Source organism: Sphingomonas sp. 1F27F7B, from assembly GCF_005503355.1.
GTDB lineage: Bacteria > Pseudomonadota > Alphaproteobacteria > Sphingomonadales > Sphingomonadaceae > Sphingomonas.
In genome coordinates this window covers 25215-48746 of sequence record NZ_SCMK01000026.1, presented here as the reverse complement: position 1 = coordinate 48746, position 23532 = coordinate 25215, and the positions used below count along the sequence as shown (strand labels likewise).

The 23532-nt window shown below is 64.7% G+C and carries 18 protein-coding genes; 7 read left to right on the top strand and 11 right to left on the bottom strand.

Annotated features, from left to right (window positions below):
* Positions 1–57 precede the first annotated feature (57 nt).
* Positions 58–2430 (bottom strand): TonB-dependent receptor, encoded by a 2373-nt coding sequence (locus FFS08_RS19670; protein WP_171012729.1) that lies wholly within the window; start codon positions 2428–2430, stop codon positions 58–60.
* A gap of 202 nt (positions 2431–2632) precedes the next feature.
* Here FFS08_RS19670 and FFS08_RS19665 point away from each other — a divergent pair, with 202 nt between their 5' ends.
* Genes FFS08_RS19665 through FFS08_RS19650 form a run of 4 tightly spaced genes read left to right on the top strand, consistent with a single transcriptional unit; the run spans position 2633 to position 7739 of the window.
* Positions 2633–3409 (top strand): GntR family transcriptional regulator, encoded by a 777-nt coding sequence (locus FFS08_RS19665; protein WP_137864249.1) that lies wholly within the window; start codon positions 2633–2635, stop codon positions 3407–3409.
* A 2-nt stretch (positions 3410–3411) separates the two neighbouring features.
* On the top strand, positions 3412–4470 hold the full coding sequence (locus FFS08_RS19660) for a serine hydrolase domain-containing protein (RefSeq protein WP_137864248.1): 1059 nt from the start codon (positions 3412–3414) through the stop codon (positions 4468–4470).
* A gap of 36 nt (positions 4471–4506) precedes the next feature.
* Positions 4507–6156 carry a carboxylesterase/lipase family protein gene (locus FFS08_RS19655; RefSeq protein ID WP_137864247.1) on the top strand — a complete coding sequence of 550 codons (1650 nt, stop codon included), beginning with the start codon at positions 4507–4509 and terminating at the stop codon, positions 6154–6156.
* Positions 6153–7739, top strand: coding sequence for a long-chain-fatty-acid--CoA ligase (locus FFS08_RS19650; RefSeq protein ID WP_331483267.1), 1587 nt, complete (start codon positions 6153–6155; stop codon positions 7737–7739). Before FFS08_RS19655 ends, FFS08_RS19650 begins: the two co-directional genes overlap by 4 nt.
* 37 nt (positions 7740–7776) lie before the next feature.
* Here FFS08_RS19650 and bktB read toward each other — a convergent pair whose 3' ends face one another.
* The 3 genes from bktB to FFS08_RS19635 are packed head-to-tail and all read right to left on the bottom strand — an operon-like array spanning position 7777 to position 11908.
* A complete protein-coding gene (gene bktB, locus FFS08_RS19645; RefSeq protein WP_137864246.1) occupies positions 7777–8958 on the bottom strand; it encodes a beta-ketothiolase BktB in 1182 nt (393 codons plus the stop codon).
* Positions 8955–9839, bottom strand: a complete 885-nt coding sequence (locus FFS08_RS19640) for an SDR family NAD(P)-dependent oxidoreductase (protein ID WP_137864245.1) — start codon at positions 9837–9839, stop codon at positions 8955–8957. The genes bktB and FFS08_RS19640 overlap by 4 nt, the downstream gene beginning before the upstream one ends.
* Positions 9840–9841: 2 nt before the next feature.
* Positions 9842–11908 (bottom strand): 3-hydroxyacyl-CoA dehydrogenase NAD-binding domain-containing protein, encoded by a 2067-nt coding sequence (locus FFS08_RS19635; protein WP_137864244.1) that lies wholly within the window; start codon positions 11906–11908, stop codon positions 9842–9844.
* Positions 11909–11978: 70 nt separating this feature from the next.
* On the opposite strand from FFS08_RS19635, the gene FFS08_RS19630 reads away from it, so the two are divergent.
* Complete coding sequence (locus tag FFS08_RS19630; RefSeq protein ID WP_137864243.1) at positions 11979–12710, top strand: FadR/GntR family transcriptional regulator; 732 nt, start codon at positions 11979–11981, stop codon at positions 12708–12710.
* A 291-nt stretch (positions 12711–13001) separates the two neighbouring features.
* On the opposite strand, the gene FFS08_RS19625 is transcribed toward FFS08_RS19630, so the two are convergent.
* The 5 genes from FFS08_RS19625 to FFS08_RS19605 all read right to left on the bottom strand — a co-directional run bounded on the left by FFS08_RS19625 (position 13002) and on the right by FFS08_RS19605 (position 17678).
* Positions 13002–13415, bottom strand: coding sequence for a hypothetical protein (locus FFS08_RS19625; RefSeq protein ID WP_137864242.1), 414 nt, complete (start codon positions 13413–13415; stop codon positions 13002–13004).
* Between the two features lie 276 nt (positions 13416–13691).
* Positions 13692–14180, bottom strand: a complete 489-nt coding sequence (locus tag FFS08_RS19620; RefSeq protein ID WP_137864241.1) for a hypothetical protein — start codon at positions 14178–14180, stop codon at positions 13692–13694.
* A gap of 71 nt (positions 14181–14251) precedes the next feature.
* Positions 14252–15967, bottom strand: coding sequence for a YadA family autotransporter adhesin (locus tag FFS08_RS19615; RefSeq protein WP_137864240.1), 1716 nt, complete (start codon positions 15965–15967; stop codon positions 14252–14254).
* A 94-nt stretch (positions 15968–16061) separates the two neighbouring features.
* Positions 16062–17042 carry a helix-turn-helix transcriptional regulator gene (locus FFS08_RS19610; protein ID WP_137864239.1) on the bottom strand — a complete coding sequence of 327 codons (981 nt, stop codon included), beginning with the start codon at positions 17040–17042 and terminating at the stop codon, positions 16062–16064.
* 225 nt (positions 17043–17267) lie between these two features.
* The gene (locus FFS08_RS19605) at positions 17268–17678 is read right to left on the bottom strand and encodes a hypothetical protein (RefSeq protein ID WP_137864238.1); all 411 of its coding nucleotides are present in this window, start codon (positions 17676–17678) and stop codon (positions 17268–17270) included.
* A gap of 300 nt (positions 17679–17978) precedes the next feature.
* Between FFS08_RS19605 and FFS08_RS19600 the strand changes: the two genes are divergently transcribed.
* Together FFS08_RS19600 and FFS08_RS19595 are read left to right on the top strand one after the other, a co-directional pair.
* Positions 17979–18560, top strand: a complete 582-nt coding sequence (locus FFS08_RS19600) for a LemA family protein (protein ID WP_137864237.1) — start codon at positions 17979–17981, stop codon at positions 18558–18560.
* A complete protein-coding gene (locus FFS08_RS19595) occupies positions 18557–19762 on the top strand; it encodes a DUF3137 domain-containing protein (RefSeq protein WP_137864236.1) in 1206 nt (401 codons plus the stop codon). The genes FFS08_RS19600 and FFS08_RS19595 overlap by 4 nt, the downstream gene beginning before the upstream one ends.
* A 16-nt stretch (positions 19763–19778) precedes the next feature.
* Here FFS08_RS19595 and FFS08_RS19590 read toward each other — a convergent pair.
* A protein-coding gene (locus FFS08_RS19590) for an IS5 family transposase (RefSeq protein ID WP_137871850.1) occupies positions 19779–20533 on the bottom strand; the annotation gives its coding sequence in 2 pieces (ribosomal slippage) (positions 19779–20203 and positions 20203–20533; 756 coding nt in all).
* Between the two features lie 375 nt (positions 20534–20908).
* The gene (locus tag FFS08_RS19585) at positions 20909–23530 is read right to left on the bottom strand and encodes an RHS repeat-associated core domain-containing protein (RefSeq protein ID WP_137864234.1); all 2622 of its coding nucleotides are present in this window, start codon (positions 23528–23530) and stop codon (positions 20909–20911) included.
* Positions 23531–23532 lie beyond the last annotated feature (2 nt).

The following is a 23532-nucleotide window of genomic DNA, read 5'->3' as shown; positions in this document are numbered from 1 at the left end:
CGAAAGAGGAAGCGAAGCCGGCAGGAAGGTGTGAGCGGAGATGGACCCGCCCCGGATTTACCAGCGGGTGGACATGCTCACGCCGATGGTGCGCGGCTTGTTGTAGCGCACCGAGAGCGGGAAGCCCGCCTGCATGAACTTTAGTACCTGGATCTGGCGATCAGTGATGTTGCGCACGAACATCGCGATCTGGATCTTGTCGAGGTTGAGCCCTGCCCGCGCGCCGAAGATGTCGAAATCGGTCATGGCGATGGCGGGGGTGGAAGCGGTCACCGTATCCTGGATGCCGCCGCGCTGGCCCTGATAGTTGAAGTTGACGAAGGCGTTCGACTTGTCGCCGATCGGATGGCGGTAGTCGACGGTGGCCGACATCGTCCAGTCGGGGATCTGCGCCACCGAGCTGTCCGGCACCGGCAGGCCGGAGACGCCGGCGGGCACCTTGACGAAATGGGCGCGCTGGGTGGCGGCATTGAGGCCGAGCGAGAACATGCCACCGGCCACGCGCCAGCGCCCGTCGAGCGCCGCCTCCAGGCCCTTGGCCTCGATCGTTCCGCCATTGACGTTGAACTGCTGCCCGCCCTGCAGGCAGGCATTGGTGAGCGTGCAGCCATCGTTGATGCTGGTGATCGCGTCCCTGGTGCGCTGGAGATAGGCGGCGAGGCGGACGAAGGTGCCGCGCGCGATCGTCGACTTCACGCCGGCCTCATAGCCGATCGTAGTCTCGTTGTCGTAGGTGTAGAGGAAGGGATTGGGCGCGCTGGCATTGTAGGTGCCGTTGTTGACACCGCCCGCGCGGTAGCCGCTGCCGACCTTGGCATACAGGAGCGTGCCGGTCGCGCCCGGGATCTTGTAGCTGGCGGTCGCGGTGAACACCGGCTGCTCGGCCTTGTAGACATAGGTGGTCGGCAGACGGGTGTAGTTGGTGGTGTAGAGCGCGTAGATATATTGCGTCGCCGTCTTGTAGTCGTGCGAGATGCGCGCCTCGCCGGCCAGCGAGAAATTGCCGAGCTGATATTGCAGCGAGGCATAGGCCGCGAAGGAATAGATGCGCTGCTTGGTATTGCTGTCGGTGCCGAACACCAGCGGGTAATTGGCCGGGCAATTCGCCGAGGTCGGCAGCGGCTTGAGGCAGACCTTCTCGGTCGGCATACCGCCGCAGATGCTCTGGTTGATCGCATTGAAGGCGCAGGGCGAGCTGTTGATCGCCAGCCGGTAGTCGTCGTTCTGATAGAGGCCTTCGCCGCCGACGATCCAGGTCAGGTTGCCGGTCTTCCCGGTCAGGTGGAGGTCCTGATAGAGCGTGCGATCGACGACATTGGTGTGGACCTGGGTGAAGGGATAGATGCCGAGCTGGCCCTGCTGGCGCATCGACTGGAGCGTCGCGAAGTCGATCGCCGCGCCGTAGAACTGGCTCGAGCGCCAGCGCGTCGCCATCGTCGTCGATTCGAGCTTGGCCCAGCCGAAGTCGTAGCTGGCGCTCAGCATCACGCGGCCGACCTTCTGCATCAGTCCGTCCTTGCCGTCGTGCGGCAAGGTGAAGCGCGACTGATAATAGCCGAGCGGCACTGCGCTGTTGGTGCCGGGTGCGATCACCAGACTGTTGACGAAGCTCGGCAGCTTCAGGTCCTGCCCGTCGACCATCAGGTTCACGTCGAGGTCACCCGAGCGGTAGCGCAGCTGGGCACGGCCATTCCAGCCGCGGGTGCTGTCATAATATTTCTTGTGATTGGGGTCGTAGTAGAAGCCGCCGGTCTGGCCGTAGATCTCGCCGCCGACGCGAACCGCGACCGTGTCGCTCAGCGCTTCGTTCATCACCGCGGCAACGCGCTTCTGGTCGAGCCCGAAGGTGTACATCCCGCGCGCCCAGCCCGAGCTTTCGAACTTGGGCTTGGCCAGGACGATGTTGACCACGCCGAACTCGGAGTTGCGGCCATAGAGCGCACCCTGCGGGCCCTGCAGCGCCTCGACGCGCTCGATGTCGAAATAGTCGAGCGTCTTGAAGTTGCGGCCGCCCAGCGTCGAGCTGCCGACATAGGCACCGTTGACGAACAGGCCGACGCCCGAATCAGCGCCCGTGGCGCGTGCCGTACCCGATCCGCGGATCGAGACTTCGGCAAGGTTCTCGCTTGCCACGTCGTTGAAGCGGACACCGGGCGTGGTGCTGAGCAGATCGCCGCTGCCCACGATCGGGCCCTTGGCGTCGAGCTGGTCGCCGGTCACCGCGTTGATCGTGCCCGGCACGTCGCGGATGCTCTCCTCGCGGCGGCGCGCGGTGACGATGATGTCGTCCTGGCGCCTGGTCTCGGCCTCGGGCGCGTCCTGCGGTGCGGCAGCGGTCTCGGCACTGTCTGGGCCGGTTGTGGTCTGCGCAAAGGCCGGCGTCGCGACGACGAGCGCAAGGGTTGCCGTGGTGGCAAGGAAATCTCGCATGCATCCTCCCATGGCGCGCATTTTTGCTGCGCCTGCCCCTTTTCATCGATCCATTGCTCGACCGAGTCAATCATATTGTACGACAATCTTTGTGTAATGGTTTGACAAAACTCTTGCCCCCCTCGCGTTGCCGCAATAGAAATCGTCGTGCAGGATGGCGAAGCGCCGGCAAGGGGCACCCATTCCGTGAGAGGGCAAGTAGTTGAGCGATCAGCAGAAATCAGCAGCGGACCTAGAGTCGGCCGATACGGCGGAAGCGCGCTCGTCCGCGACGGCCGACGATCTGGCGCATGCGCTGCGGCTCCAGATCCAGCGCAGCGAGCTTGCTCCCGGCGAATGGTTACGCGAGGCGCGGCTGTGCAGCGAGTTCGGCGTCGGTCGCTCGATCGTCCGTCGCGCGTTGCGCACGCTCGCCGATGACGGGCTGATCGAGCTGGAGGAGAATCGCGGTGCCCGCGTCTCCGCCACCACCGTCGAGGAAGTGTTCGACCTCTATGAGGTGCGCGCCGCGCTCTATGGCCTTGCCGCGCGCTTCGCATGCCAGCGCGCCTCCGATGCCGCGATCCGCCGGATGCTGGTCAATATCGACAGGCTGCTGAGCGATGCGGCGGCGGGCGTGCCCGGCGAGCAGATCATCGAGGTGTCCGAAGCGATCTTCAGCGAGATGGCCGAATCGGCCAGCCTCGATGCGCAGAAGATGATCGAAGGCGTGCGCCGCAAGACGCGCTTCCACTTCTCGTACGTCGCGCTCGCTATCAACGCCAACGGCCCCGGCCCCTATGAATATTGGCGCCAGGTCCGCGCCGGGCTGGTCGCCCGCGATGCCGACAAGGCCAGCCAGGCCGCGCGCGATATTCTCTATTTCATGCAGGGCGAAGTTGCGCGGATCATGCTCGCGCGCGGCCCCCGGGTCCGCGAGGACACGCCGCTGCCCACCGTTGCCGCCCCGACAAAGAAACGCGCCGTAAACAGGAGATGAGGATGAAGGCTCGATCGCACATCAAGGCATTGTTGCTCGGCGCCGCACTGGCGGCCGTGTCGATCGCGCCCTCCGCTCCCGCCCGTTCGGGCAATGCCGCTTCCCCCGCCGTCGTTGTTGCCGGCGACGCAGCGATGGCTGCGTTGCTCGACTATCTGCGCAACCAGAACACCACCGGCTTCCTAGTGATCCAGGACGGCAGGATCCTGATCGAGAAGAATTTCCCGGCGCCCGAGAGTGACAAGCAGTTCCCGCTCTTCGTCTATGGCAAGTCGAACGACGGCGCGCTGCTCGAGGATGTCGCCTCCCAGCAGAAGAGCTTCGTCTCGGTGCTGATCGCGATCGCGATCGACAAGGGGCTGATCGACGTGACGAAGCCGGTCTCCGACTATATCGGCGCCGGCTGGTCCAAGGCGACGCCCGAGCAGGAAGCGAAGATCCGGGTGATCGATGTGCTGCACATGGCCTCGGGACTGGACGAGAAATTCGGCTATGAGGCGCCCGCCGGCACCAAATTCTTCTACAACACGCCCGTCTACGCGATCTCGAAGCGCATCGTCGCCGCCGCGGCGAAGCAGCCGCTCGAGACGATCACCCGCGACTGGCTGACCGGCCCCGCCGGCATGACCAACACCGGCTGGCGCAAGCGTCCGACCGCGCTTGCCAGCGTTGGCAACGATACCGGGCTGGTCACTACTCCGCGCGATACCGCGCTGTTCGGGCTGATGATCCTCAACAAGGGTGTGTCGAACACCGGCACGCGCGTCGTTTCCCAAGCCAGTCTCGCCGCGATGTTCGAACGGTCGCCGGCCAACCCGGCCTATGGCCGGCTGTGGTGGCTGAACGGCGGCGACTACATGGTCGGCGCGCTCGGCAACCGCAAGGACGGGCCGCTGATCGCCGCCGCGCCGGCCGACACGATCGCGGCACTGGGCGCGTTCAACCGCCGGCTGTTCGTGGTGCCGAGCAGGAAGCTGATCGTAGTGCGCACCGGCGCCAGCGCAGGCGACAAGGAATTCGACCAGCAGCTCTGGCTGCGGCTGAACAAGGTGATCGGCTGAGCGCCGGCCCGAACACCAGCACATCAGGAGGATTAGATGGGGATAGCGCACCGCTTCGCGGCGCTGGGGCTGGGGCTGGCGCTCGTCGGCGCTACGCAGGCCGGGGCCCAGCCGATCGTCAAGGCACCGGCCGGCACCGTTCGCGGCGTCGAAGCCGAAGGCCAGCGCGTGTTCCGCGGCATTCCCTATGCCGAGGCGCCGGTTGGCGAACGACGCTGGAAGCCGCCGGTGGCGCTGCCCGCCTGGGCGGGGGTGCGCGACGCCAGCACGTTCGGGCCGGCATGCCAGCAGCCGCCGGCGCCGCCGAGCAGCATCTATGCCGAGACCTATCCGGCGATGAGCGAGGACTGCCTGTCGCTCAACATCTGGGCGCCCAAGAACGCCCGGAAGGCGCCGGTGTTCGTCTGGATCCATGGCGGCAACCTGGTGCGCGGATCGTCGCAGCAGGCGATGTTCGACGGGGCGGCGCTGGCCAGGCGCGGCATGCTGGTCGTGTCGATCAACTACCGGCTCGGCATCTTCGGCTATTTCGCGCATCCCGAGCTGAGCGCGGAATCGCCCGACGGAATCTCGGGCAATTACGGCGTGATGGACCAGATCGCCGCGCTCCGCTGGGTGAAGGCCAATATCGGCGCGTTCGGCGGCAATGCCGGCAACGTGACGATCGCGGGCGAGTCCGCCGGTGGGCTCGCGATCCTGCACCTGCTGGTCGCTCCCCAGGCACGCGGGCTGTTCAGCAAGGCGATCGTGCAGAGCGCATCGCTGATGAACCTGCCAGAGCTGAAGGCGATGCGGCACGGCGTGCCCTCGGCCGAAACGCTGGGCACGCATTATGCCGGCGCGATCGGAGCGACGTCGCTCGCCGGGCTGCGCGCCATTTCCGGCCCCGATCTGGTCGCCCGTGCGGTCAAGGCGGGCTTCGCTTCCACCGCGATCGTCGACGGCAAGCTGATCCCGCGCCAACTGGTCGAGACGTTCGAGCGCGGCGAGCAGGCCAAGGTGCCGCTGATGACCGGTTTCACCGCCGGCGAGATCGGCACGATGAAGTCGATCCTGCCCGGCCTGCCCGATCCGTCGAGCTTCACCGCGGCAAGCTACGAGGCGAAGATTCGCGCCAGCTACGGCCCACTGGCGGACGCGTTCCTGCACCTCTATCCGGCCGGCGACATCGGCAAGATGATGCTTGCCGCGGCACGCGACGGCTTCTTCGCGTGGAATTCGCAGAAGCTGGTGCGCGAGCAGGCCCGCGCCGGCCAGCCGGCATTTCTCTACTATTTCGATCACGCCACCCCGGCATCGGACGCGGCCGGCATCCATGCCTTTCACGCTTCCGAAGTGCCTTACATGTTCGGCACGATCGGCCGGGTGACGCCGCTTTGGCCCGCCATTCCCGACACGCCCGCCGAGCGCGCGCTCTCCGATGCGATGGTCGATTACTGGGCGAGCTTCGCCCGCACCGGCACGCCCCGCGCCTTCGGTCAGCCTGCCTGGCCCTCCCACAACGAACGAGCCGCCTATATGCACTTCACCGACAAGCCGCGGGTCGAGGCCAATCTCAAGCCCGCCGAATATGCGCTGCACGACCAGGTCTTCTGCCGCCGCCGCGCCGCGGGCAACCTGCCCTGGAACTGGAACGTCGGGGTGATCGCGCCGCCGCTGCCCGCCGCTGCGGAGGGCTGCAAGTGATCGACGGCTCCATGCAGCATTTTCCGCTGACGCTCGACCGGATCCTCGATCACGCCGCCAAATGGCATGGCGATGTCGAGGTGGCGACGGCGGGCGAGGGCGGCGCGATCGGCCGGGTCGACTATGCCGGGTTGCACAGCCGCGCGCGCCGGATCTCGCACCTGCTTGCCGGACTCGGCGTGCAGACCGGCGAGCGCGTCGCGACCTTGGCCTGGAACAGCCAGGCGCATGTCGAGAGCTGGTACGCGATCATGGGCATGGGCGCGGTGTGCCACACGCTCAATCCGCGGCTGACGCCGCCCCAGCTCGCCTGGATGCTGGCGCAGTCGGGTGCACGGATCCTGATCGTCAGCGCCGATCTGATGCCGCTGGCGCTCAAGGTGCTCGACGATGCGCCGGGGGTGGCACGGGTGTTCGTGATCGACGGCGAGGTTGCCTCGCCGGACTTTGGAAGCGCGCAGATCGCAGCGCTCGAGCCGCTGGTCGCGCAGGGTAATGACGATTTCGCCTGGGGGGCATTCGAGGAGACCGCACCGAGCGGGCTGTGCTTCACCTCGGGCTCGACCGGGGCGCCCAAGGGCGTGAGCTACACCCACCGCTCGAGCTTCCTGCACACGCTGCGGCTGCTCCAGGCCGATGTCTCGGGGATCACCAGCGCCGATGTGGTGATGCCGGTGGTGCCGATGTTCCACGCCAATGCCTGGGGGCTGCCCTTCGCGGTGCCGGCGGCGGGCGCCAAGCTGGTGCTGCCCGGGCGGCATCTCGACGGCGCCAGCCTCGCGCGGCTGATCGGTGCCGAGGGCGTGACGATCGCGGTCGGCGTGCCGACGGTGTGGCTGGGACTGTGCGACCATCTCGACGCGACCGGAACCCATCTGCCGTCGCTCAAGCGCATCCTGGTCGGCGGTGCGTCGATGCCGCCGGCGCTGATGGAGCGGATCGAGAAGCAGCTCGGCATCCCGGTGCAGACGAGCTGGGGCATGACCGAGCTGTCGCCGGTCGGCACCTTCGGGGTGCTGAGCAATCCGGAGCGCGACGCGGCGATCTCGGGCCGGCCGGCACTCGGCATGGACCTGCTGTTGATGGACGAACGGGGCGATCCGCTGCCCGAGCAGCGCGACGTCGAGGGGCGGCTGCACGTGCGCGGCGCGGCGGTGATCGACCGCTATTTCGGGCAGGAACGCAGCGCGACCACCGAGGATGGCTGGTTCGACACCGGCGATCTCGCGAGAATCGACCGCCAGGGCAATCTGATGATCACCGGGCGCGCCAAGGACCTGATCAAGTCGGGCGGCGAATGGATCAACCCGGCCGAGATCGAGGCATTGGTCGGCGCACTGCCGCAGGTTTCGCTCGCCGCGGTGATCGGGCGCAGCGACGTGAAGTGGGGCGAGCGCCCGCTGCTGCTGGTCGAACTGCGCGAGGATCAGGAGATATCGGACGCCGAACTGCTGGCATCGCTGCGCGGGCAGGTTGCGTCGTGGTGGATCCCGGATGCGGTGGTGCGGGTGGATGCGATGCCGCGCGGATCGACGGGGAAGATCGACAAGCTGCAGTTGAGGACTGCGTATAGTGGCAATTGAACGGCATCCCGGCCTTCGCCGGATACCGGCTAGCGCCTCAGACCCGCTCCACCACCAGCGCAATCCCCTGGCCGCCGCCGATGCACATCGTCGCGAGGCCGTAGCGCCCGCCAACCCGCGCCAGCTCGTGGACCAGCTTGGTGACGATGATCGCGCCCGTGGCGCCCACGGGATGGCCAAGCGAGATGCCGCTGCCATTGGGGTTCACCTTCGCGGGATCGAAGCCGAGCGCATCGGACACGGCGCAAGCCTGGGCGGCAAAGGCTTCGTTCGATTCGATCACGTCCATGTCGGCGACCGACAGCCCGGCCCTGACGAGCGCGGCCCGGGTCGCGGGCACAGGGCCCATGCCCATGAAGTTGGGATCGACGCCGGCATGACCATACGCGACGATCCGCGCGATCGGCTTGAGGTCGTGCTCGGCGACGGCCTCCTCGCTGGCGAGCACCAGAGCCGCGGCGCCGTCGTTGATGCCCGAGGCATTGCCGGCGGTCACCGTGCCCTCGGGCTTGAAGATCGTGCGCAGCTTCGCAAGATCGGCGGCATTGGCATCGGCGCGGACATGTTCGTCGGTGTCGAAGACCTTGGTCGCGCGGCCGGCCTTGACCTCGACCGGCACGATCTGACCGGCGAAGCGGTCTTCGGCGATCGCGCGGGCGGCGCGCGCGTGGCTCTCGGCGGCATATTCGTCCTGCCGGGCGCGATCGATGCCGTGGCGCTCCGCGACATTCTCGGCGGTCACGCCCATCAGCCCGCCACCGAACGGATCGGTCAGCGCGCCGTTCAATCCGTCGACCACCGTCGCGTCCCCCATCTTCTGGCCCCAGCGCGTGGCGGGCGCGTAGTAAGGCGCGCGGCTCATCACTTCGCTGCCGCCGGCAACCACGATCTCGGCGTCGCCGAGCATCAGCATCTGCGCAGCCGAGACGATCGCCTGCACGCCCGAGCCGCATAGCCGGTTGACGGTGAGCGCCGGCACTTCCCTGGGAATGCCCGCCTCGATCCCGGCCACGCGCGCGAGATAGGCGTCGCGCGGCGCGGTGGGGATCACCTGGCCGAACACGACATGGCCGACGGCCTCGGGCGCGACTCCGGCCGCGTCGAGCGCGGCGCGCGTGACGAGGGCGGCGAGGCTGGCGGGCGTCTCGTCCTTGAGCGCGCCACCAAAGGTGCCGATCGCGGTACGGCGGGCGGCGACGATGTAGGCAGTTGCGGTCATGCGTTCACTTTCTCGGCGCGAGCGGCCATTTCATACTGATATTGCGCTTCGCCGCGGGCGGGAACCGTATCCTGGTCGCGGCCGCCGATTTCGGCCAGGCGATCGAGCAGCGTGTCGGCGACGGTCTCGCCATCGCCCAGGAACAGCCCGCGCGTCATCGTGACATGCGCCTGTTCGAAGCTCCCGGCACCGGCCAGCAGGATCGCACGGCTCGGTGCGTCCTCGGCAGCCAACGCCACCACCGCGGGGCTCACCAGCGACGCGCCGAGCCCGGCGAGCATGTCCTCCGAATAGAGATTGTTGGTCATCGCCGTCGCCGCGCTCGGGGCGAGGCAGTTGACGCGGATGCCGTAACGCTCGCCTTCGATTGCCAGCGTCTGCATCAGCCCAACCAGCGCCATCTTGGCGGCACCGTAATTCGCCTGGCCGAAATTGCCGTAGAGGCCCGAGGACGAGGTGGTGAAGACGATCCGCCCGTAATTCTGCGCACGCATCATGTCCCACACCGCCTTGGTGCAATTGACCGATCCCATCAGGTGAACGTCGAGCACCAGCCGGAAATCCTCAAGGTCCATCTTCGCGAAGCTCTTGTCGCGCAGGATGCCGGCATTGTTGACCAGGATGTCGATCCGGCCCCAGCGAGCGAGCGCGGCCTCGCCCATCGCCTGCACCGCCGCGAAATCGGTAACGCTCACGGCAGCCGGCATCGCCTCGCCGCCTGCAGCCTCGATCTGCGCCGCGACCGAAGCCGCCGCCTCGCCGTTCATGTCGGCCACCACCAGCTTGGCGCCGCGCTTCGCCAGCGCGATCGCATGCGCCGCGCCCAGCCCGCCGCCGGCGCCCGTGACGATCGCTACGCGAGTCGAGAGATCGATTCCCACCCTCATTCCTTTCCGTGATTTGCCGCGTCGAGCGACGCGAAATTGCGGCCCGAGCGCGCCAGCTCGACGAGCAGCGGCGCGGGCTTCCAGGCCCAGCCCTGCAGGCCGGCGGCGAATTGCTCGATACGCTCCAGCACGCTGGGGAGGCCGACGCGGTCGGCGAAGTACATCGGCCCGCCCCGTTCGCCCGGGAAGCCGTAGCCGTCGAGATAGACGACATCGGTGTCCACCGCGCGATGGGCAATGCCTTCGCCGAGGATCTTCGCGCCTTCGTTGATCAAGGCATAGATGCAGCGCTCGACGATCTCCGCGTCGGAAATCTCCCGCCGCTCGATGCCTAGCCGCGCGGACTCGGCGAGGATCAGCGCATCGATCTCGGGATCGGGCTCAGCGGTGCGTCCGTCGGGATAGCGATAGAAACCCGCCCCGGTCTTCTGCCCGAACCGCCCGAGTTCGCAAACAAGGTCGGGAATGCGCGAATAAGGCCGATCCGGCTGCTCCGCCGCACGCCGCTTGCGGATGCTCCAGCCGATATCCTGTCCGGCCAGGTCCATCACCGCGACCGGCCCCATCGCCATGCCCCAGCGCTTGAGCGCGCCATCCAGTTGCGCCGGCAGGGCGCCCTCCTCCAGCAGGAACCACGCTTGGCGGAGATATTCTTCGAACATCCGGTTGCCGACGAAGCCATCGCATACGCCAACCGCGACCGGGCTCTTGCCGATCGCCCTGCCGAACGCCATCGCCGTGGCCAGCGTCTCGGGAGCCGTCCTGGCCCCGCGCACCACTTCGAGCAGCTTCATCACATTGGCGGGCGAGAAGAAGTGCAGCCCCACTACCCGTTCGGGCGAAGCGGTGAAGCCGGCGATCGCATCGAGATCGAGTGTCGAGGTGTTGCTCGCCAGTATCGCATGCGGCCGCGCCACCCGCTCCATCGCTTCGAACACCTGGCGCTTGACCTCCATGTCCTCGAACACCGCCTCGATCAGCAGGTCTGCCTCCGCCGCAGCCACGATCTCCCGGGCTCCGGTCAGCGCGGCGACACGCGCATCCGCGACGTCGGCCTCGATCCGGCCCTTCTCGACATCGCGCAGGATCGTTCCGGTGATCGTCGCCCGCGCCTTGTCGAGCGCCTCGGCGCGCGGCTCGACCAGCGTCACTTCCAGTCCTGAATTGAGCAGCGCCAGCGCTATGCCCGTGCCCATCAGGCCGCCGCCGATCACCGCGACATGCCCGATCTTCGCGGGCTTCACGCCCTCCAGGCCCGGCACGCGCGCGGCGATGCGGCGCCCGAAGAACGCATGGCGCAGCCCGCGCGACTCCTCCGAGCCGAGCAGTTCACTGAACAGGTCGGCCTCGACCCGGAGACCGCGCGCGAAGTCATGGGTCGCGATCGCCGCGACGCACCCGACGATCCGCCGCTGTGCCAACCCGCGGGGTTTCGCAACAGCGAGCGCTTCGTCCAGATCGGCCGGCACCGGCATCTCGCCCGTCCGCCGCACCGTCGGCACCAGCTCGGCCAGTGCCAGCGCCGCCGCCTCGGCATTGCCCGCCACCACGTCGTCGACCACGCCCGCCGCCCGAGCCTGGATGCCGTTCAGCACGCGCCCTCCGAGCATCAACTCGAGTCCCGCCTTCGCACCGATCAGCCGCGGCAGCCGCTGGGTGCCCCCGCCCCCGGGCAGTACGCCGAGCGTCACTTCCGTCAGCCCGATCCGCGCGGTCTCCGCGGCGACGCGGTAATGGCAGGCGAGCGCCAGCTCGAGCCCACCACCCATGCACACGCCGTTGATCGCCGCGACCACCGGCTTGGCCGAAGCCTCGAACGCCTCGATCATCGCGCGATTGGCGTCGATCTTCGAAGGGTCGCCGTCGAACTCGGTGATCTGCGCGCCGGCACTGAAGATCCTCGGCCCGCCACTCACCACGATCGCGGCCACCGCTGGATCGGCGACCAGCGCGGCGAATGCGTCGGCGATCACGCCAACGCCCGCGACCGACTGGGTATTCACCGGCGGATTGGAGAAACGCAGCAGCGCAACCTTGTCCCGCCGTTCGACCTCGACTTGCAAAGCACCCCTCCCATTGGCAGCGTTGAGCTGTCGGTTATCAAATGTTGGATTGTTGGACAAAGGGATTCTGATGGCACTTGGCAAGCTCACGATCGCGCGCGCCTATCAGGCAGTGCAGCAGGCGCTGGAGGAAGCGATCCTCAGCGGCGAGCTGGCGCCCGGGCAGCCGCTGCCGACCGAGACCGAGCTGGCGGAGAAATTCGGAGTGACGCGCCACACGGTGCGCGAGGGCATGCGCGCGCTCGAGCAAAGCGGTCTGGTCAAGCGCGATGCCGGGCGGCGGCTGCACGTCACCCGGCCCAAGCATGACGCGCTCGCTTCGCAAAGCTCGCGCGCGCTGGTGATGCAACAGGTCTCGTTCCGCGAGATCTGGGAAGTGGCGATGCAGCTCGAGCTGTTGGCGATGGATCTGCTCGACGGGCGGATCGACGATACGCTGGTCGAGGCACTGGAGGCGAACGCCGCGGCCATGACCGAAGCGCTGGAACGCGGCGAATCGATCTCGGCCCTCGACGTCGAGTTCCACGCACTGATCGCCCAGGCGACGGGCAACCGCGTGCTACTGATGTCGCGTGAGCCGGTCTCGTTGCTCTTCTATCCCTCGCTCGACCGGCTGTTCACCCACCCGAAGACGGGCGAGCGATCGCCCTGGCGCATCCTCGAGGCACACCGCGCGATCGTCGCTGCACTCAAGGTGCGCGACCTCGCCACCGCACGGCTATGGATGGAACGCCACATGGCCGATTTCCGTCGCGGCTACGAGCATGCAGGTCTGCCGCTGGATGCACCGGTGGCACCATGAACCGAGTGCGCACGGCTTGAAGCACGCCTAGGACGACCGTCTTCACCCCAACCGTTCGAAAGGCCGGCTGGCAGAAAAATCTCCAAGATCGGCCGTTCGCAATGCGGGCATCGGTGGATGAACGAACGGCAGGTTTCGGGATCGGTCGCGCAGGATCTGAACGACTGAAATTGGGGCACGAAGCCGCCAGGCGGCTTTCAGAGCCGAAAATTCAGCCGAAGCGGCGGAGATCGGGTGGGAAGGCGAGAGACAGCTTCCGGGGCAGCGACCCAAGGAAGCTGCCCATGGTGGCTATAGCCTCGAGGGCTTGCAAACCGCGGTTGCGCTTCGCGTTACAGTGCCCAGTCCCGCGTCGAAGACTTGGTAATCGGTGAGCTTGCCGGAGACGCGATCGAAGATCAGATGCCGCTTTTGCCCACCTCGTTCCAAATCAGCCAGCTTCATCGGAGAAGATTTTGCGTCGGCGATCGAATAAGTTTGCTCCTTGGTGCAGGAGCCGTAGCAGTATGTGTTCGCTACGAGATCGGCCTTGAAATTGAGGCTGTAGGGAACGGACCTTGGTTCGGCGCTTCCAATTTTCACAGTTTCTGTCCCGTGACACTCTTCGGCGATTGTTTGCGCGGCACAAAGTGGAGTGCCGGCGAACAGAAAAATTACGGACGGAATGAAAAAGTGTGACTTTGTCATCATGGCGCCCTTCTCCACTTTCCATCGCGTGGACCAGAACCTGCCCGAAACCTACTGCGTGCTTCGGTGATTACAAACACAAAACGACGGCTTTCAGGGGCGTCCAATCGGCGTTGAACGGCGTCAAATGGGACGAAAGCAGCCGAACAGCTTCTTCTGCGATCGACCGCATCCGCCCCAATCACGATGATGGACTGACGTGCACTTCCACACCGAAACCAGTGATTGCACCGTGAGCGTGGTATCGTACGCTGCGCGGAATGATCCGGACCGTTCGATGACCGCGCGGAGACCTCAGAGTTTTCTGGCCACTGCGCTTGCCAACGCACGCATGGCGGCCTTGCGTTGGGGAGCTTGGCCGGCGCCACCGGCGCTGACCTGGACCACCCGCGAGCCCTTGAGAAACATGTAGCCGCCACCGCGAGCGGACTGCACCCAGAAGGTGCGCTCGCCAATGCCGCTTTCGATGGTGATCTGGGCATTGTCGGAGGTGCTTTTGGCAAACTCGGCGGTCGCGACTTTGCGCGCCGCCGCCGGGGATGCGAATTCGACAACCGTCAGGACAAGACCGGCCTTGGAGGCGCGATACGTGCAATAGCTGAGCTGTCCGCCCGTATCGTCGTCACGCTCGGGACCCGTGGCGCGCGACGAAACCACTGGCTGACCCAAGGCTGCGGCGGCCTCAGCGTTGCTGGCCAAGCCGCAAACATTCAATGCGTGAGCCGGACTGGCCGCCAACAACAAGGTGCTGACACCGCCAAGCACTGAGGCGTTTACGATCATCGCGAATCCTCCATCCTCTGAAATATGCCGCCTTGACCCGCCTCGGATCGGGCAGCTGCTCGATTGCGCGCCTAAAAGCCGAACGCCATGCCGACCCTGCCTCCAGTCGAGCCCTTGACGGTGGAACCGGCGACCGCACCGGAAAGGTAGACTCTCGGAGCCGCGCGGATGGCGACTGCGCCAGAGAAGCCTTGCTCCCCGCGATAGGTGGCGAGGTTGAATGAAACAGAAACGGTGCTGTCTGGCACGATCATCGTGCCGCTCAACGCCATGGCCGCCGCGACCCCGCCATCCGCGCGCCTGAACCCATGAGCCGTTGCTGTCTCAAGGGCGTTGACGCGATTGTTCAGGGTGTCGAACTGACCATTGATCGCACCAATCGCTGATCCGACATCATGATAGCTCTGATTGCCGACCGTATAGGTCGGGGCCGACATAACGCCCGTTGCGCTGTTATATGAAGCGCCGCCGCCAAGTGCGGACGCAACGCTCTGCCCCTGAGCATTGCCGTGCACGAGCGCGGTATTCGCCGTCGCCTGCGCCGTCGCGGCATTCTGACCGACGGCATATAGTTGTGATCCGTTCACCGCGTCGGTGGACGACGCCGAAACCGTGCCCGCCCCGACATTGACGATGCGGCGCTCGCCGCCCGCGACGCCAACCGAGACGGTATTGACCTGGTTCGCCACCGAACCTTGCCCCAGGGCCACGCTGCCATCCGCAACCGCCTGGGCATTCTGGCCCAGCGCCGTCGTGCGCGCCGCGCCCGCCTGAGCGGATTCACCGACCACGACGCTATTCGCCGCGTTCCCTCCGATAAGACTGTTGGCGCCGAGCGCGGTCGATCCGTCGGCGTTCACCAGCGAGGAATAGCCGATGGCCGTATCATTCGGACCCGCGGCATATGAACCATAGCCTATGCTGGTTCCACCCGCGCCGACGGCCTGGCTCGCACCACCGATCGCGACGCTCCTGTCACCGGCGGCATTACTCGCGGCACCATTGGCGGTTGCGGCATATCCGTTCGCGTTGCTCTGGAAACCATTGGCGGTGCCATAAACTCCGGTTGCACTGCTCGATCCGCCGATGGCCGTGCTGTAGTCGGCGTTTGCGTTGCTGGCGGCACCAGTCGCGACGCTCAGCGACCCGGCCGCGATGCTTTGCGTTCCTGTCGCGGTGGCGCCGTAGCCGCTTGCCGTGCTCAAGGTTCCCGTGGCGATGCTGAAGTCACCGCTTGCCGCACTAGATGCGCCCGTCGCGACACTATACGACCCGGTTGCGGCGCTATGGTTTCCCGACGTCGTAGCTGCGTATCCGCTTGCCGTGCTGGCGCCTCCCGTTGCGGTGCTAAGGTCGCCGCTTGCCGTGCTCAATGCGCCGGTCGCGACGCTTTGCGATCCGGTTGCGGAGCTATGATTTCCCGTCGCTGTAGAGGCATAGCCGCTTGCCGTGCTCGCGGTTCCCGTCGCGGTGCTGTAATCACCGCTCGCCGTGCTCAATCCACCCGTCGCGACACTTTGCGACCCGGTTGCAGCGCTATTGTTTCCAATCGCGGTACTGATGTAGCCGCTCGCCGTGCTGTCCTCGCCAGCGCTGGTGCTGAAATCTCCGCTGGCGACCGACCCCGGCGCGCAGGCGAGTGACCCGGTTCCCGTCGCCGTCCCCGATCCGCACGTTGTCTGGGCGTAGGCCGTGGTCGGCAACATGCCCCAGAACAACGACGCTGCCGCCAGAAGCGAATACCGGCAGCGCAGCTCGCACCGAGACCAGATTTTCGTGCCGATCATCTTTCCTCTCCTGCTTGGAAAGGAGCCAGCGCTAGCGGGCCTTTCGGCTATCCGCGTCAAAGGAACCAATGACGCCGGCATTCCGCCATGCGTTTCAGATTGGCAGTGTCGTCTGCAGGAATTGCCGCACAAGGTCGGCTTGCCGGGTCGTATCGGTTTTGGAGAAAATGCGGTTGAGATGGGTTCGCGCGGTGTGCTCGGTAACGCCGAGGCCTCGGGCGGTCGCGAGCAAACCTTCGCCGCGGGCAACTCTGGCCAGCAGCCGAGTCTCGGCCGTCGTCAGATTGAAGCGTCGGCCAAATTCCGCCGCGCGGGCCTCGAAATCGGCGGACGGGTCGAGGATGAACATTGCGGCGATTGGCGAGCCCACACCGATCCGATCAGCCTGTCCTTTCCGCAAGGGGAGGATGTGAACCGCCAGCGGGGATTCGCCGGCGCCGCGCGAAATGTTGAAAGTAGCTCCTCCGGCCAATGCCGCAGGCGAAACGCCAGAAAGGTCTATTCTCCCATGGGCGCCGTACAGTCCAGATTGCCGCCGCAGCAGCGTCTCGGCTCGTTCGTTGGCGAACGCGACCTTGCCATCCGCGGCCAATAGAACAAGCGCGAAGCCCGCTGCCTGCACGGCGCGCTTCATGGTCTCTTCGGCACACGCGGCCTGGTCCAGCGCCGTGCGAATAGAGAAGGCGCGACGAAGATGCGGGGTAACGCGACGCAGGAGATCCATCGCTTCCGGACTTAGCTCGAGCGCACCGGCCGAACGCCACAGAGCAAGGCCGCCCACATTGGTCGCGTTTCGTACAAGATCGACGCCAACGATTTCCATCCAGCCCTGCGGACGTGCCCAATCGTTGAAATATTCGGACGCTTTGTAATCGGCAGACTGCGTAACGCTCCAGCCGCGGCGCAAGCCAGGCGCCTGCTGGAACGCCAAAGGCGTAAGCGGACAAATTCCCGAATAATGGTCGCGATAAAGATCGTTGTAATGTGGATCTACGTTATAGGAAGCCTCGACCTGAACGTACCCACGTCGATTTAAGGCCAGCCCCGCCGAAACGGAATCCGTAGCTTCTCCCAAGATCCGTAGCGCTCGTTGCCATGATTCGGGATTCAGGGCGGAATCATATATATCTGAGATCAGTATATCCTCAGATACTCTTCGATTGACTATCATTCCCATATGCGGCGACTTACTGCTGATACGGATACGATGAGATCTGGCAATCTGATAAGATAGCCTCTTGCATATCGCAATGCTTCCCGGACGTTCCGCTCAGCGGCTGTCGACACCCAGGCGCCCTGTCTATCCACGGTCCCCAGCCGGCTCTTGCTTGGATTTGTCACCGGGCCACATCGCAATGAGCAGCCCCCAACCGACCAACGCCACGAAGAAGATCAGGTCATAACGCAGGCTGGCGGCCCCGTATCGTTTCCAACCATGAAGCTCGGGTGTCAGGTCGTGACCCTGCTGGTGGCCATTTCGATCGATCAACAGGCAACTGCCATTTATGTCATGGATTCTGCTGCGGGGCTGACTTCCAAAGCGGTTGACGGGGCGATAGCCGATCGGCGTCAGGCCTTGGGTTTGCGCATACGCCGTACAAGCCGGCATCGCGATGACCTGCCATCCCCAAAAAAACGCAGCCCCGGTGGTCAATCCCGCCAATGATAGCAGCATCACAGTCAGCATCGCCTTATTGCGCCCTTTCGCCATGCTCGCCCCTTCGCTCGGTCAGGCAGTCTGCCAGGATAGCCATGAGATATCGCGACTGCACGCGCTGCCAATCCCGATCCTCGTTTCGCACTCGGGTTCGATCTAGCATCCGGCCTCCATGATGATCCTGCGTCAGGAGCAGCGGGTAACACGGCGATGGGCCGGGCGCTCAGGCGATCTATAACGGACTGGGCGCGATCACACGAAAAGGATTTGGCGAAGGGCCCCGTTATTATAACATCCATTGATCCATTGCCGATGGCGGCTCAGGCTGGAAGATGGCGCAGGGGGGCAGGTAGAATGAACACCATAGGCTGGATAGTGCTCGCGGTTGTTCTGGCCGGCCTCTATTTCTGGTATGCGATGATCGTCACGCGTCGCAACCGCGTTGCGGAAGCGCTGGCGGGCATCGATGTGCAGCTTAATCAGCGGCACGATCTGATCCCCAATCTGCTGACGATAGCGCGCCGCTTCATGGAGCATGAACGCGACCTGCTCGACGATGTTACGGCGTTGCGCGCCAAGGCCGCCGCTCTGCCGGGCGGGCAGGACCCGGCTGGGATCGCCGGCAAGTTCGCTGCGGAAGGCCAGCTGGAGGCGGGCCTCGGCCGGCTGTTCGCGGTCGCTGAAAATTACCCGGCGTTGAAATCAGATGGCCCGATGATCGAGGCGCAGCGCGGCTATCAGGAAGTCGAGACCAATATCGCGGCGGCGCGGCGTTTCTACAATTCGGCGGTGGGCGACCTGAAAAACGCGATACAGATATTTCCCGGCCCGCTACTGGCGGCGCTGGCAGGCGCCTCCTCCCCGCCGCCGTTCTTCGAAGCGCCCGAAGCGGCGCGCGCGCCGGTCGATGCCGCCACGTACCTGACCACGCCATGAGCGAGACGTCCGCTGCGGATGGCCGACGGAGCAAGGCAGCACTGCTGCTGGCGGGTTTCGGGGTCGCCGCGGTTGCGACGTTCCTCCTCGTTCTCGTTGCCAGCCTGCGCCGCGCGCCGGGATTGAGCGGGCTGTTGAGCGGCGTTTTCCTGGGCCTGTTCGCCGCGCTGCTCGTCGCCGGCGTCGGGGCGTGGATGGCCATGGCGATCGTCACGCCCAAGGCCGCGCCGCCTGCCGAGCCCGCCAATATGGCGCAGATCGAGGGCTCCCTCGCGCCTGTCCTGGCCGCGCTGGAAGCGACGCGCGTCGACATGGTGCGCCAGATCAAGGCGCGAGAAGTATCGCGTATTCCGCTCGGTGCAGGGGCAGGGTTGTTGTTCTGGATCTTCACCCAGTTCGGCAAGGATCCGAGCGGTATCTTCGATCTTTTTCTTTTCGTGGGCGCGGGCGGGTTCGGCGGCCATATCTGGGCGTCGTACAAGCTCGGCGAACGCTATCGGCGTCTCTATAAAGAGCGGGTGTTGCCGCAGCTTGCCGCCCAGTTCGGCGCTCTGTCCTATCGACCAGCGGTCATGCCCGACATGGGGGTGCTGCAAGAGCAATATATCTTCCGCGATTATGATCGTGTGGTCGCCGAGGACGAGTTGTTCGGCACCTATCGAGGTCTTTCGCTCAGCATCGTGGACCTGCGGCTGACGAAGGAAGCCGGCGAGAGCCGACAGACCATTTTCGACGGGTTGTTGACCCGGATCGATCTTCCTCGCCCCCTGAAGGGAACGACGGCGGTGGTCGCGGACGACGGCTGGCTCGGCAATTTCCGTGCGCGGATGGGCGCGCATGGACGTGAGCGTGTCCGTATCGAAGACCCTCGCTTCGAGCAGGTCTATGAAGTCTATGGGACGGATCAGATCGCGTCGCGCGCGCTGCTCACCCCGGCGTTCATGGAGCGTTTCCTCGCCCTGAACTCGCTTTTGGGCTTCGGCAGGCCGCTGGCGCTGGCGCAGGACAACCGGCTATTGATTGCGCTGCCGAGGGCCGGCGCGGGAAGGCTGTTTGAGCCGCCGAGCTACCGGGAGCCGGCCGCGAACCGCGATGCCCTGAGCAAACTTTATCACGATATTCGGACCGTGCTCGATGCCGCCGACGCCGTCATCGATCTCGATCAGGCCGCCCGTGCCGTCGCGCTACCTCCGCGCGACTAGGGTCAGGACTCATTGGTCATAGCCAGAAGATGATGGTGGCGGCGAGCGCGATGGCGGAGAAGAAGGTGGTGGGGCAGCGGTCGTAACGGGTAGCGACGCGGCGCCAGTCCTTGAGACGGCCGAACATGATCTCGATGCGATTGCGGCGTCTGTAGCGGCGTTTGTCGTATTTGATGGGCTCGTTGCGCGATTTCCGGCCCGGGATGCAGGGCTTTATGCCCTTCTCCTGCAGCGCATCCCTGAACCAGTCAGCATCATAGCCCCGGTCGCCGAGCAGCCATTGAGCCTTCGGCAATTCGTCCAGCAGGGCTGCTGCACCGATATAGTCGCTGACCTGGCCGGCGGTCATGAAGAAGCTCAAAGGGCGGCCGTTGGCGTCGGTGACGGCGTGGAGCTTGGTGTTCATGCCGCCTTTGGTGCAGCCGATCAGGTGGCCGAGATCCCCCTTTTTACCGCCAGGCTCGATGCCGTGCGGTGCGCCTTCAAATAGGTCGCGTCGATCATCACCGTCTTGCGCTCAGCACCGGTCGAGAGCCCCTCCATCATGCGCGTGAAGACGCCCATCTGACCCCAGCGCTTCCAACGATTGTAGAGCGTCTTGTGCGGGCCGTAATCCTTCGGCGCATCCCGCCAGCGCTGCCCGTTACGATTGACGAAGATGATCCCGCTCAGCACGCACCGATCGTCAACCCTCGGCCTGCCATGGCTCTTTGGAAAATACGGCTCAAGCCGCGCCATTTGCTCGTCCGTCAGCCAGTACAGGTTGCTCACAGTCAGTCTCCTTGCGGAGCCTGAATCAGATCGCACCTCTCACATCAATGGGTCCTGACCCTAGAATGATACGCTCATTTTATTTATTATCTGTCTTAATTATATTCAAGTATCCTGTAATATCGTTGACGGAAAAATACATAAACCAGATATTCTTAAGATTCGCGAGAGCGACTGGACCTTGGTCGGGGTCTCTTAGGGCCGCTTCCACAGATTCTTTTATAAAGGTGTATTCACTTACGTTGAACGCCTTCAATATATCTCCATCCATTATATCCGACCACGACAATATTGCTTCATGTAAGTCATGATCAAGTATTTGAGAAATATAACTTCCTCCGTCTACGTCCAACACAAATGTGTACAAATCGTGTTTCATCTCTTCTCCTTAACGGAATGATTCTCGGAGCGAAGCGTTTTGAGCTGGTCTCTTTTTATTCCCTTTTGCAATTTTTCTATGTCAACCTTGTCTTGTGGGGTTTTGTTCGGCTTAGATCTAAGAGCCTGCAACTCCGTGCGCGCTTTTTCTATACGCTGCTGTGCTGCTGCGACGCGATCTGGGTTGGATTTCTGCGCATTTCGCCCTCCGCCGGACTGAGATGGACCGGTTTCGTTGGGGTTGGTGCTAAATAGAGCTCCCGATATTCTTTTCGCGCCATCCGTCGCCAAGACAACGCCGCCAGCGATCGCTGCAGTCGATGCCACGGCGGCTGGGACCGTGATTGGAGTGGCGGCCCCGGCCGTGGCAACGGTAGCGGCGCCGCTTGCTCCATCTCCGGCAGCTCCGGCAACGATTCCCAAGGCGCCAGCTACGACTTCTGCGGCCCCAAAAAGGACCTGTCCGGCTCGTTGGAGCGTGCTGCAATTGGGTGGGCATTCTCCCAATCCACTCGGATCAGTCTTATTGATCGGATCATTTCCAACATAGGCGTAGAGGTTGACCTGATCGTCATACCCGACCGGATCAGTCTGGAGAAAGCGCCCGAGGGTGGGTGAGTAGATGCGGGCCTTGTAGTGGTACATGCCCAGCTCGGGGATCCAAGCCTGGCCAGTATACTGGAAGCGCCCGATATTGCCCGCCCCTGGGATACCGTATTCGTCATAGCTGTTGATCTGGCTGAGTGCGCCGTTCACATCGGTCCAGGCTGTGATCGAGCCCTGATGGTCCGATTTGGGCAGCCGCACGTTCGGCCAGCTTCCGCCCAGCCCCGCGCCTTCGAACCAGGCCAGCGGGTCGTCCTCGCCCGGCCCATGGATGTAGCGCCGCAGCATGTCGCCCGCGCCATCATATTCCGCCACCAGCTCGTCGCCCGAATAGAGGAAGCGGGTGGTGCCGGTAGTGGGGCTGTAGGTCTCGTAGAGACGGCCCAGCGGGTCCCAGGTCAGCTGCACGCCGCTTGAGGCCACCACCAGCCGGTTCTCGGCGTCATAGGTATAGGCCGTGCTCCCGCTCGCCGTCAGGTTGCCGTTCGAATCATAGCCGAAGCTCGTGCCCCCGGCAGAGCCATATTGGTTGAGCCCGTTGACCGTATAAGCGCGGTTGGCGTTCGCATAGCCGGTGAAGCCATAGGCGTCGTTGTTGCGTGAGCGGCTCGTGATCTGGCTGGCCGGATTATAGCCCAGCACCGTGTTAACGCTGCCCGCCCCGCTACCGGTCAGCACCTCGTTCTGCCCTGTCAGCCGGTCGATGCCGTCATAGGCATAATAGGTCCAGCTGCCGGATCCGTTCATATTGAGCCTGCCGGCCGTATCGTAGATGCGCGTCAACAGGTTGGTGGCCGCATTCACTCCGGCCGTATCCAGCCGGTTCAGCCCGTCATAATGATAGCCGGCATAGTTGCCGTCCGGGAATGTCACTCGTGTCCGGTTGCCATCGGCGTCGTATAGATAGCCCAGCGTCCGGCTCACGCCGCCCATGCTGGTGGTGCTCGACGTGATCCGCCCGAACCCGTCATAGCCGTTGGTCACCGCATCCGCGCCGCTCGCGCTGTCGAACCGCGCCGCCGTCTGCAGGCCGCGCAGATCGTAGCTGTAATAGACGCTGCGCGCCATCGTCGCGGGCACATTGGTGCAGGCGTAGCCCGCGACACATGCCGTCGGCACAGTCTTCGCCGTCATCCGGTTGAGCGCGTCGAAGGTATAGCCGAACACTCGCCCGTCACGCTTCCTTAAGGAGGTGCGATTGCCGTTGAGGTCATAGCCATATTCCTCGCGGTCATTGGTGTTGACCGCGCCCGACGTTGCCAGCGCACTGGCGGGCGTGGAGCCGTCATAGCCGCCCGGCACGCCCGTCGAGGGGAATTGCCATTGAACTTGCCTATCATAGGCATCGTAGACCAGCCGCGCCTTGTTGCCATTGGCGTCTACGACATATTCCTGCTTGCCGTTCGCCGTGTAGCTGTACGTCGTATAGGCCTGCTCGATGCTCGTTCCTACCGCCTTGCGTACCTGCAGTAGCTGGCCGGTCGCGTCATAGACATTCTTCGTGATCCGGTCCGGGCCCTGGCTGCCCTGCGCCCCCAGCGTGCAGGCGCTTGCCGGCAGGCTCCCGAAGGCTGCAGGGTTCATCCGCACCGCCGCGCATTCCAGCCTGCCCGCTGTGTCATAGCTGTACTGCGTGACCTGATAGGTGACGCCGCCCGATGAAACATCCTCGCGGATCTTGCGATCCATCGCGTCGTATGCCGTATCGGTCTGCTGCGCGATCGTGAACGTCGTGTACAAACTCCAATCGGCCGGCTTGATGTCCTCGGACATCCACGCGGTGAGTTCGCCTTTCTCGACCCGTATAAGCCTGCCAGCGACATCATAGCTGTTGCGCACGGCAAGGTGGTGCAGCGGCCCGGCGCCGTCCGGATCGGGCGCAATCGTGCCGGTAATGCGCTGCGCGCCATCATAGCGCGTGGCACTGGTGAAATCGGAAGGGGCGGCCTGCGCGAACGCCGCAGCTGGCACAAGGGTCGAGGAGGCCAGCAGCCCCAGCAGCAAACGGCTCATAC

Coding starts and splice junctions, on each gene's coding strand:
- FFS08_RS19670 (WP_171012729.1), bottom strand. CDS start 2,430: ATGCGAGATTTCCTTGCCACCACGGCAACCCTTGCGCTCGTCGTCGCG.
- FFS08_RS19660 (WP_137864248.1), top strand. CDS start 3,412: ATGAAGGCTCGATCGCACATCAAGGCATTGTTGCTCGGCGCCGCACTG.
- FFS08_RS19655 (WP_137864247.1), top strand. CDS start 4,507: ATGGGGATAGCGCACCGCTTCGCGGCGCTGGGGCTGGGGCTGGCGCTC.
- bktB (WP_137864246.1), bottom strand. CDS start 8,958: ATGACCGCAACTGCCTACATCGTCGCCGCCCGCCGTACCGCGATCGGC.
- FFS08_RS19630 (WP_137864243.1), top strand. CDS start 11,979: ATGGCACTTGGCAAGCTCACGATCGCGCGCGCCTATCAGGCAGTGCAG.
- FFS08_RS19620 (WP_137864241.1), bottom strand. CDS start 14,180: ATGATCGTAAACGCCTCAGTGCTTGGCGGTGTCAGCACCTTGTTGTTG.
- FFS08_RS19615 (WP_137864240.1), bottom strand. CDS start 15,967: ATGATCGGCACGAAAATCTGGTCTCGGTGCGAGCTGCGCTGCCGGTAT.
- FFS08_RS19605 (WP_137864238.1), bottom strand. CDS start 17,678: ATGGCGAAAGGGCGCAATAAGGCGATGCTGACTGTGATGCTGCTATCA.
- FFS08_RS19600 (WP_137864237.1), top strand. CDS start 17,979: ATGAACACCATAGGCTGGATAGTGCTCGCGGTTGTTCTGGCCGGCCTC.
- FFS08_RS19595 (WP_137864236.1), top strand. CDS start 18,557: ATGAGCGAGACGTCCGCTGCGGATGGCCGACGGAGCAAGGCAGCACTG.
- FFS08_RS19585 (WP_137864234.1), bottom strand. CDS start 23,530: ATGAGCCGTTTGCTGCTGGGGCTGCTGGCCTCCTCGACCCTTGTGCCA.